The organism is Agitococcus lubricus, from assembly GCF_003051055.1.
Lineage (GTDB): Bacteria > Pseudomonadota > Gammaproteobacteria > Pseudomonadales > Moraxellaceae > Agitococcus > Agitococcus lubricus.
The window spans coordinates 1-10,106 of sequence record NZ_QAON01000034.1 but is presented as its reverse complement, the minus strand read 5'-3'; the positions used below and the strand labels follow the sequence as shown (position 1 = coordinate 10,106).

At 54.2% G+C, this 10,106-nt stretch carries 10 protein-coding genes and 2 pseudogenes; 2 read left to right on the top strand and 10 right to left on the bottom strand.

From position 1 onward, the window contains the following. The first annotated feature begins 104 nt into the window (after nucleotides 1-104). Nucleotides 105-779 carry a hypothetical protein gene (locus tag C8N29_RS15920; protein ID WP_107867056.1) on the top strand — a complete coding sequence of 225 codons (675 nt, stop codon included), beginning with the start codon at nucleotides 105-107 and terminating at the stop codon, nucleotides 777-779. Between the two features lie 101 nt (nucleotides 780-880). On the opposite strand, the gene C8N29_RS15915 is transcribed toward C8N29_RS15920, so the two are convergent. The 10 genes and pseudogenes from C8N29_RS15915 to C8N29_RS15875 all read right to left on the bottom strand — a co-directional run bounded on the left by C8N29_RS15915 (nucleotide 881) and on the right by C8N29_RS15875 (nucleotide 8,707). Beyond that, nucleotides 881-1,042 carry an amidohydrolase family protein gene (locus tag C8N29_RS15915; RefSeq protein ID WP_107867055.1) on the bottom strand — a complete coding sequence of 54 codons (162 nt, stop codon included), beginning with the start codon at nucleotides 1,040-1,042 and terminating at the stop codon, nucleotides 881-883. 87 nt (nucleotides 1,043-1,129) lie between these two features. Beyond that, nucleotides 1,130-1,594, bottom strand: coding sequence for a PaaI family thioesterase (locus C8N29_RS15910; protein WP_239987199.1), 465 nt, complete (start codon nucleotides 1,592-1,594; stop codon nucleotides 1,130-1,132). Further along, a complete protein-coding gene (locus C8N29_RS15905) occupies nucleotides 1,591-2,052 on the bottom strand; it encodes a PaaI family thioesterase (RefSeq protein ID WP_107867054.1) in 462 nt (153 codons plus the stop codon). Before C8N29_RS15905 ends, C8N29_RS15910 begins: the two co-directional genes overlap by 4 nt. 24 nt (nucleotides 2,053-2,076) lie before the next feature. After that, complete coding sequence (locus C8N29_RS15900) at nucleotides 2,077-3,069, bottom strand: BtrH N-terminal domain-containing protein (RefSeq protein WP_107867053.1); 993 nt, start codon at nucleotides 3,067-3,069, stop codon at nucleotides 2,077-2,079. Nucleotides 3,070-3,095: 26 nt separating this feature from the next. Next, nucleotides 3,096-3,746 (bottom strand): annotated as a pseudogene (locus tag C8N29_RS17490) (metal-dependent hydrolase); the annotation flags it as partial. Nucleotides 3,747-3,763: 17 nt separating this feature from the next. After that, a pseudogene (locus C8N29_RS17485) lies at nucleotides 3,764-4,157 on the bottom strand (GMC family oxidoreductase); the annotation flags it as partial. 43 nt (nucleotides 4,158-4,200) lie between these two features. Continuing rightward, on the bottom strand, nucleotides 4,201-5,088 hold the full coding sequence (locus C8N29_RS15890) for a metal-dependent hydrolase (protein ID WP_107867051.1): 888 nt from the start codon (nucleotides 5,086-5,088) through the stop codon (nucleotides 4,201-4,203). Nucleotides 5,089-5,216: 128 nt separating this feature from the next. Beyond that, the gene (locus tag C8N29_RS15885) at nucleotides 5,217-6,212 is read right to left on the bottom strand and encodes an alpha/beta fold hydrolase (protein WP_204509383.1); all 996 of its coding nucleotides are present in this window, start codon (nucleotides 6,210-6,212) and stop codon (nucleotides 5,217-5,219) included. 61 nt (nucleotides 6,213-6,273) lie between these two features. Further along, nucleotides 6,274-7,470: a ferritin-like domain-containing protein gene (locus tag C8N29_RS15880; protein ID WP_107867050.1), complete on the bottom strand. Its 1,197-nt coding sequence runs from the start codon at nucleotides 7,468-7,470 to the stop codon at nucleotides 6,274-6,276. Between the two features lie 61 nt (nucleotides 7,471-7,531). After that, nucleotides 7,532-8,707, bottom strand: coding sequence for a ferredoxin--NADP reductase (locus tag C8N29_RS15875; RefSeq protein ID WP_107867049.1), 1,176 nt, complete (start codon nucleotides 8,705-8,707; stop codon nucleotides 7,532-7,534). A gap of 501 nt (nucleotides 8,708-9,208) precedes the next feature. Between C8N29_RS15875 and C8N29_RS15870 the strand changes: the two genes are divergently transcribed. Next, entirely contained in the window at nucleotides 9,209-9,847 is a 639-nt protein-coding gene (locus tag C8N29_RS15870; RefSeq protein WP_239987198.1) for a TetR/AcrR family transcriptional regulator, read from the top strand. The last annotated feature ends 259 nt before the right edge of the window (nucleotides 9,848-10,106 follow it).

Here is a 10,106-nt window from a genome sequence, read left to right as displayed (position 1 = left end):
ATTCAACGCTAGGTTATAAATCACCATTAATATTTGAACGTGATTTTTTAAGACAAGCTGCCTAAATAACTGTCCTGTTTCTCTTGACCATTACAGACCTCATTATGAAGAACGATGAGATTATCAAGGATGAGGTGTTAATGTTCAGTGCAGGCTATGTTGATAAAGTAGTTGTGGTATCAGAAAACTTTTCGTCGAACAATACATATGAGGTTCGCCTCAAGGTTGACGTAGTTTCTCAGCGTGTACAAAGAAAACTTGAAGAACTAAAGATTGCTACCAAGAGTATTGATACTCAAAGCCTTTTTGCTGAAGCACTCACAAAAATGGATCAACGCGATAATACCCAAGCCCTATTCAAGAAAGTTTTAAATAATTTTTATGAACGAGCTTTTGTGACAGAGGTTGTTGGCACTCCCAAAATAGTCATTGGAAACGGCGATGATGTTCTGCTTTATATTATGGTTAAAGCCTCTTACGACAAAAACTATGCAGATGAGTTGAAAAACACAATTATTGGGGCAACAACTCCATCCCCAGACATTACAAATCTATCCATTCATGAGCTTGGTAATAAACACTTTGTTTGCTTTTCAGAGGCATCGGAAACCGAATGGCTCTCATCAGAAAAACTAGAACAGCGAAAAAAGAAGATTGATGAACCTTTTGAGTTTAATGAAGATCCATATAAGTATGTTCCTCGCATTACTCCGTTTCTAACAGGGGTCGCCTCAGAAAACGGAAAAAATCGTACGCTAAGGTTTTGCTCCATCCCGTAGCGGTCGGAATTGGCCTGGTCAAGTTGATATGTTGCCACCCCAGCGGTGACAGGTATTTCAGCAAGCCGTCATCCACAGCACAGGCATCCGCCTGGCGTGGATCACAAAATACCCGCAAAAATCTTGCAGGCGTTGCCACCCAGAAACAACCTGCGGGCCTGCTCATCCAGTCCAAGTCCGCTAATGCCTTCCAAGGCTTTGGCAGGAGTGATCATCGGGTAGTTGGTGCCAAACAGCACCTTATGACGGCCGTGTCCTTTCATGTAATCGACCAGCACTTGAGAGCAGGCTCAGCCATGGCTGAAACGCGTGCAAAATGTACATGCAGTTACTCCCCTGCTGTGAGGAGATCATGAGTCGGATGCCCCACCTGCCTTACCTCCCAAACTCTTTAAGCCTACTGGAAAGAGAAAGCGCCCGATGCAGACCAACTTTTCCCCCATACGCAGTTGCACCGAGACTGTCGTGATACGCTTTCCCGCTCTCACGATATGAGGGAGAGCGCAAATCGTTCCAGCAAATGCTGGCCTCAGGTAGTCAAAGGTCAGCGTGGAGCATGCTGGTAACTCGATCATGCCCAAAGAGCGTGCAAGATGAGTAGCGGCTACCACCTCGCTGAAGCTGGCAAGAATGCCGCCATGAAAAGTCCGAATCAGGGGATTGCCGACATGATTCTCGCAAAAATCGATTAGATAGAGTGTTTTTCCCTCTACAACCTCCTCCCGTAGTCCCAGGAATCCATGAAAGGGAACCGCTAGTTGTATGAACGATGTCGCCTCAGAACACTCCGATCCTGCTCGCTCCAACTCCATCATACAGTCCTCCTTTCCGTTGAATTGAATGCGGGCCCCAAGGTATTGATGGCGAACGAGCCGGTAACCGTGGCGAGTGGCATCTCGTCACCCAGCGCATAGCCTCGGCCGGTAATAAAAGCGACTCTGTCTGTCCAGCCGATACATTCTACCACCGCGTGCAATCCACTGCGGACTGGGATAGCACGCAGGTAATCGACACGCAGGTCGATGGTGGCAATCGGACGGAGTGAACAGAGCGCGGAGAAAATGGCCAGTCCGCACGTTGTATCGAGCAGTGTCACCAGCGTGCCCCGGTGCAATGCACCGCGACTATCGGATAACATCTCGGAAAATGGCATCGTCATTTCCGCCTTGGCGTCGGCTACAGCCGCCACTTCAATACCGAAGGCGTTGAACAGCGGATGATGACTGCCGAAAAATGCCTTGGCCATCGTTGCATGATCCAGTTCTGGTTTCATATACAATCCATTAAGTGCACTTAATTAATACATCAGGGCAGCGTCGCAATAGCGACGTTCCGCTGCCCGTACTAATAGCAGAGCCTCCGAAAGCTGCTCCACAGGAAAGTTTTCGCTCTCGGAGCTATCCTTCAGAACCACCGCAAGCTCACTCCAGCAACGGGCACTTTCCGCCATTAGCACTGGCAGCCCCAGATCAGCAATGTGCGGATCCGCCAATGCGGCCTCTTCCAGAAATTCCGCATACATCTTACGGAAGCCACCGCCGCCCGTGCCACGCCGCTCGATGATCTGGTAGGCAAACCGTGTCGTCCAACGCCAGTCGCCTTCACGCTCCCAACGGCCAAGATCAGCCAGCCAGGTGTCTAGCGCGGCAACACCGGAATGAGGCGCGCCTTCCAGCAGTAAACGGGCGTTATGGCGTATGGCCGCGGCCACCCGTTCGATTGAATACCGGGCATGGATGGCTGAAGGCGCGAACAGATTGCCAGCATGGAAAAAGGGCGGCAGCTCAGAAAAGCGAGCACGAGCCAATGCGGCACGAGCCAACGGGATGGGAGCGGGACGCTCGGTATCAGTCACCAAGATGTAGTCATCCGCCGCTTGGCGTTGCCAAGCCACGATGGCATGGCCAGGAAAATGGGTGCGACTCGCAAAATATGGCAAGTGAAAGATGTCGGTCAGCAGCAAGGCGGGACGTCCTTGGTCGAGAAGATCATCCAGCGCTTGCGCCCCCTCTTCGATCGAACCATAACTGGTCCAGGTAAAGGGGATGTCGAGTGTCTGGAATACTCGCTCCTCGTATCCCAGCGAACGTACATGAACCAAAAAGGGAACTGGCGCATTCGGCAACATCAGATAGGTGATGCCCAAACCCGAGCCCAAACCGAAACACATGGCCTCGGTTAGTGTCGTCCCATGGAACTCGAGTAAGTCCCGAATAGCGGAACTCCCGCAATGGCGGCCAGGCCGATGCGTAATGGCAATGACCGGTTTTGTATCTGTTGACTGTGGCATTATGAGTTAACCTTTGAAAACTGCGTTCAGCCGCCCTGCGCACTGTTACCGAAAACCGTATCGGAAGCCAACATCGGATCTTCATGTTTCCGGTATTCAGCCAGCCAGACTTCGACTCTCTTGGGTATGCCGCTATCCATGGGATGGAAGCCGGGCCTGAACCAATCCAGATAGCGCGGCATGAGACGGGTCAATAGCCCTCTGGGGCCATAAAGTCGGTAGAGGCCTTTAGCAAGGAGCAAAGGGCGTCGGTTCATGCGATCAACCTTCAGCATGTGCCAAGCCACGGAGCCAACCACCACATGCACCACGGCAGTACCTCCGATCAAGGCTGTGGCGCGTGTAAGGTATCCCCCCCCTGCAGCGGTCTCGTACACATCAAACGCCACAGCCTTGTGCTCGACCTCTTCGACGCCGTGCCACAGGAACATGGCCCGCATGACGGGATGGGCATGACGAAACATTTCCCCCTCACCGTCAATGAAGCCTTCGCCCAGCGTGGCGGTAATATGTTCTAAGGCGGCGGTCAGGGCCAGTTGGTACTTGGGCGATAAATGGGTCTGGAAAAGGCGGATAGCAATCTTGAAGCGCGCAATGATCTTTTCAACGTTAACTCCCTGCGCCGCCATCTTGGCGTTGTAGGTTTCGTGTACGATGCCGTGCTGAGCTTCCTGTCGAAAATAGGCATCCGTCAGCAACTCATTGTTTTCGTGGGCCAGGAACAAAGGCAAAACATCCTGCCAGGACCAGCCTGGATTTCCCGCAGCGACCCAGTCATCATAATCCTGCTGGTGGCCGCGAATATAGACCATGGCATTGATGGAACTGCTGCCGCCCAGCGTCTTACCTCGCGGGGTGTAAAGTTGACGGCCATTCAAGGCAAGCTGGGGTTGGGTGTTGTAGCCCCAGTTGTGCCGACCCTCCCGGATAAGGCCAATGAGCCCGAAGGGAATATGGATCAACGGGCTGGTGTCTGGCGGACCAGCCTCGATCAGGCACACACGGTTAGCGGGATTCTCGCTGAGCCGGTTCGCCAACACGCAACCGGCGGAGCCTGCGCCGACAATGATATAGTCAAAGCTGTCCATAGATTCTCCAAGAAGTATCTTCAGTCAAAGCGGCGCAGCCACTTTAGGCGGCCTCTCGATTGCGATAACGTGTCTGGAGCGTTCCACCAGACCCGAACAACGCATCCCGCCAAAAACGCTCAATGACCTCTGTATCGTGCTGACGGGGGTGAAACCGCTTGTCAAGGAACTCGGGTAAGCGGGGCAGGATACGCGTGACGAAGCCCCGGCGGCCGAGCAGCAAGTTTAGCCCGGTCATGTTGTCCTTCAGGTGGCCGAATTGGCCATCCTTGTACACCATCCAGATCCATGTAATGCCTAGCATGGGCACCAATACGACTAGCGATGACAGCACTGCCACGGCGCGCTCGGCTTGGCTGTTGCCAATGGTCTCATAGACGTCATAGGCCACAGACTTATGCTCAAGCTCTTCCAGCGCATGCCACTGCCAAAGTGTGATTAATTCTTCATCTGCCTTGGCCTGAAAGGCTTCGTCAGTCAATAGCTGCTCGGCCAGCAGTGCGGTGAAGTGTTCCATGAAGGCTGTTGCGGCCAGACGGGTGCTGGGTGGTAGCTTGCCCAACAGGTTCAACGCCACTTTCACGATACGGTCCGGCGTATCCATGTCGAAGCCACGCGCCGCCAGCATCGCGTTGAAAAGATCGTGCTCCCGGCCGTGAATGGCTTCTTGTCCCATAAAGCCGGCAATGGCTGCGCGCAGGCGCTCATCGGTGATCCGTTCGCGGAAGTGGCGCACGGACTCCATGAAATAGCGCTCACCGGGCGGAAAGAAGCCCGACAGCATGGCGAAGAACAATGTAGCGGTTGCATTGTTGGCGAAGAAATAGCGCGGGGTGTTCGGCGCAAAATTGAAATCGATATGGCGGGGTGGAATGCCAACCGAATGGCCGCTGAGACGACTGCGGCGTGATTGGGCAGAGACTTCATTCATAATTGTTCCTCATGTGTTTAACAAATTAACCAAACCGGCATCTGATGTCATGACACCGGCAAAAAGGGCATCTTTCTTGCGAAAATACGCCAAGCATTTCTTGAGAGTCTCTGCTATCGCGTCATCCCCTACTTTCTGGGCATCGCGGCTTCAGGTACTCGTCCACCAAAATCTATGTCAGATTCACGTCGAACCGGCGGCAGGAAATCCAGTACGGCACTGGCGAACACATCATTTCGGTCGCCTGCCACCATATGGCTGGCATCGGCGATATTCACTGCATGGGCATGAGGAATCAGGGTCAACAGCTCCTGTAGACCGGCTTCGCTAACGACATCACTGCGAGCCGCTCGGAGCATCAGAACAGGAATCGTAATGGCAGATGCCGCCGTCAATCGCCGCGCCAGCAAGACTTCCTCGGTGGTTGTGGAAGGGTGTGGGGCATGATCAAGAAAACGCGGATCCCAATGCCAGCGGTAGCGTCCGTCAGCGCCTTGGCGCAGGTTTTTGCGCAGCCCTGCCGTATCTCGTGGCGGTGGACGGTGGGGGTTGTAGGTGGCAATGGCGTCACGTGCATCATCCAGCGACACAAAACCTTCGGGATGCGCTTTCATGAAGGTGAGGATGCGTGCTACACCTGCCGCTTCTATGCGGGGTGCAATATCGACCAGCACAAGACGGCTGGCAGTGGGCACCTTGCCCTCACCGATTGCAACCATGGCCGTCAGACCACCCATAGAGGCACCAACAATGGTTGGTAGTCCCCCAGTGGCGGCAACCACATGGCCTAGATCCGCAATCATGGCGTCGAGCCCGTAGTCTGCATCGGCGGCCCATCCGCTATCGCCATGGCCACGGCAATCGACAATCCAAACACAGTAGCCAGCGCATGCAAGACTGGCTGCCGTATTTGCCCACGCATGGCGGGTTTGACCCCCGCCATGCAGGAAGATTACCGGTTGCGCACCGACATCGCCGTAGCGGTCGGCAACCAATTGCACGTCGCCATGGCCGTCCAGTGTTATGGTCGTCACGTTTTCCGGACGAGTCACATCGGCCAATTGCATGCCTGCGCTGCTGGTTGCCGTTGGTACCAATGTCTCTGACACACACAATGAACTCATGCACAGTCCTCCGGCACTGTGAAAATGCACCATGAGGAGAGAGATAATATCGGCATGGATGTTACGCCGCTTCCCTATCCAGATCGGCCAACATCTGTTCACCACTCAGCTCCGGCGCGGACTGACCGGCAAAGTAGGCACCGAGACCAGCCTGCTCGTAATGTGGACGGATACGCTCAGAGAGCAGGCCAATGTCGCGAATGTTGGGCACCAGACGAGTGAACATCACCTGGCGGAAGCGCTGCATGCCGGGCGAGTTCATGATGAGCTGGCGCCACTGATCCCGGGTTACGCTGGTGCCATCGTACCACTCCTCATACACTTCATAGGCCATGAAGCGGTTGCGCATCAACAATGCGACCTCGTAGGCCCAATCCTCACGCTCCTCGCGCTCGTTCTTGGGCAAGTTATAGTTAATGTGTTCGCGCAGAGCCAGTACGCCATAGTGCACGTGGCGTGCTTCGTCCTGAATCACATAGCGCAGCATTTCCTTGAGCAACGGCTCGCGGGTGCTTTGGTAGAGGAAGCCGAAAGCGCCAAGCGCCAACCCTTCCACCATGATTTGCATACCCAAGAACTTCAGATCCCAGCGTGAGTCGGTCATCAGTGCGTCGATAATCACGAACAGGTTGTCGTTTACGTGGTACAGTCGGTCGAGCTTTTCCGTAAGATAGCGATGAAACACTTCAACATGACGCCCCTCATCCATGACCTGTGTCGCTCCGTAGAGTTTGCCGTCGTACCACTGTACGCTTTCCGTGACTTGGGCTGCAGCGAGTAGAGCGCCCTGTTCACCATGCAAAAACTGGGACAGCATCCAGCTCGCCATAGAGTGAATCATTCGTTGCTGATCCTTGCCCTCCAGTTTGATGCCCAGCGCCTTTGCTGCTACCGGGTCAATCAGGTCGATGGGTGCAATGGGGACATTGGGATCTAGCGGATCCACCGAGGTATGCCAAGGCAGACTAGAGCCGTTCCATTGCCCAAGCTTGGCGCGCTCGTAGAGCTCATGCATTTCAGGATGGTCGTGCGGATAAGCCCAGTTGAAGTGCGCCGAGTGCGAAGCTGCCATGTCCGTGGTGTCGCTCTGCTTGCCGGACTTGAACAACAGGCCGCGGACAGCGGACGGCGCCATCGAACGTAGAACCCGTGGGTTTTTCATCTCTGTGAAGATTTCGGCCGACTCCAAGAAGGCATCAACCCGGTTCCAGACATGGTGGGGAAGGATGTTACGAATGCTGTTGAGAGGATGGTTCATTTTCAAAAGTCTCCAGTTCAATTTCTTGGTAATACACCTAACAACGGACAAGCGATCAGCCTCACCCTACCGGGGGGGCGACTTCAAACACGACAGAACCCAACGGCCGCGCAATACAGGACAGCGCATAGTTGGCCTCCCGCTCTTGCGGCAGCAGGCAATTGGGCTCGGGCATTTCCACCTCGCCCGACACCAATTTGACCCGACAGCGCCCACAGCCGCCCAGAGTGCAGGAAAACGTCATGGGCGCACCGACGGCCAGCCCAGCCTCAAGCAGTGTCTCGCCCGGCTTGGCCGTTCCTTCCCATTGCTTGCCGTGGGCAAAAACCTGAATAGCCTGCGTTGTGTAGCGGGATGCCTCTACCGCCTTCGGAGCCGGAGTGAACCGCTCCTGATGAAGCACCGTCTCCGGCACGCCGCGCGACAGCATTTCCTCACGTACGCCAGCCATCATGGGCTCAGGACCACACTGGTAGAGCACGATATCCTTCAGGGCAGTTGTTTCGAGTAGAGCATCCAGTTCATGCGCAAAGATCTCACGATCCAGGCGCCCTTTCCCGCCATGCCAACCCTTGGGCGGTGTCTCCAGTACATGGCGAACCTCTAGGCGGCCCGCATGGGATTTGACCAACCCGCTCAAGGCCTCGTGGAAAATGATGTCGTCCACACCCCGGTTGCCGTAAATCAGCCTTATCCGGGTATCAGACTCTGCCAGCAGCACGCTTTGCAAGATGGACATCAGGGGAGTGATGCCGCTACCGCCTCCAACCAGTAGGAGATGACGCGACTGACGGACGTCCGGTGTCAGCGTGAACGTACCGGACGGGCCGAGTACCTGCAGGGTATCGCCAGCTCGGAGGTTTTCGTTGAGCCAGCCTGACACCCGTCCGCCTGCAATCCGCTTGATGACAATATCCACCTGCTGGGACTGTTGCACCGGACTAGCGATCGAATACGCCCGGCGGTGCTCCTCGCCATCAATGGTCACCACAACAGTGAAGAACATGCCGGGCGTGAAAGTGATAGGTTGGCCATCCGGTCGAGCCAGAACCACGCGGATGGCATCAGGCGTTTCCCTGACGACCTCTACCACGCTCAACGAAGAGGGATGCAGCAGATTGTGCGTCAGATTGCCCGACGGCGTAGACCGCCGGGACTCGAATGTCCTGAAGGTCTTTTTATTTGACGACGAGGTAGCTGTCGCCTCTTGGCGACTGTTACTGATTAACTTGGCCATGTCCCGGCGGAGATGGTTTAGCCTGCGCAGTAGTGACAATTGGTATGTCTCTCTTGACTATGGAATGATCTGATGCCCATGATCGCACGACCAAATCATTTGGTCAAGCGGCCAAATCAAGGTCAGGCACGTTATCTGAGCCGACGCCGATTCATCCGGGATTGTTATTTCTCGAATTGTCGGCAGCTGTCAGACAGACAAACTGCTGATTCGATTCAGTGTTGTTATCAGTGGTGGGCTCTGTTAAGGAGGGGCTCGAGTTTGAAAGCGGCAAGGGCTGTGATGACCTTGGCCCGTCATGTAACAATTGGCAGTACCAAGAGCATTGAGGCAATGCTATAGTCACGTTTAAACATGGCTATTGATCAGACTCGTATTTCTCACGACGGCTCGATCATGTCATCGTATTGCCGTGCCAGCACTCCAGCGTGGACGACGTCATCCATCCTTAAATAGGGGCTGTACTTTGTTGCCCAGCCTCGCCTCTTGTCGAGCCCTTCCATGAGTCAACTCCTGCCCTATACCGAGAAGCCACGTGTTGATGCCGCAGACCGTGCTCTCATCCTCACGGAAGCCGCTCGTTTGTTCCGTGAAAACGGCTATGAGCGAACGACGGTGCGACAGATCGCCAACGCGTGCGGCCTTCTGCCAGGCAGTCTGCATTACCGCTACCCGGCCAAGGAGGCCATATTGCTAGACATGATGAAGGTTGCAATTGAGTTGACCATCCGTGCCGTTCTTGAAGCCACCGCACCTATCAACGATCCCTTACAGAAATTACGTGCGGCCATACAGGCTCATATACAGACGTTGCTTTCCGGCAACAACATATTCTATGTGCTGCTGTTTGAATGGCGTTCGTTGAGTGGCGAGGCTCGTGAGGCCATGCTTGCCGAGCGTGACCGCTACGAAAACTATTGGGCGACTCTGCTTGATACGCTGAAGGTAAAGGGCTATATCCGACCGGAAGTGGATTTGGACATGCTGCGCTTGATAGGGCTGGGAGCGCTTAATTGGGTGGCCACCTGGTATCGGGAGGGCGGCCGCTATACCAAAGAACAGATTGGAGAGATGGTTTGGACGGTACTTATGTCGGGCGTGCTTGTCACCCAACGCGATCAGGAGGGATACAGTGCTTAACTGCAGGTGCTTCTGAACCCGTGAGTTACGTTGTAAATCTCAAAAACAGCACTAAAGCATGATGGTGATTTAATTGCATGATTTTTTGTTTTTTCTTGGAAAATGCAAGATGCTTCGCCGCAAAAATCTCACCCAAGCGTCGTCACAGACCATAAATGGATGTTTGATCCTAGCCAGAAAATTAGACAGTTGTACCCTCTAAAAGTAGTAGATGCTTTTGCATAAAAGCATTTGGACTCAACCAGCCATTGGCTGAATG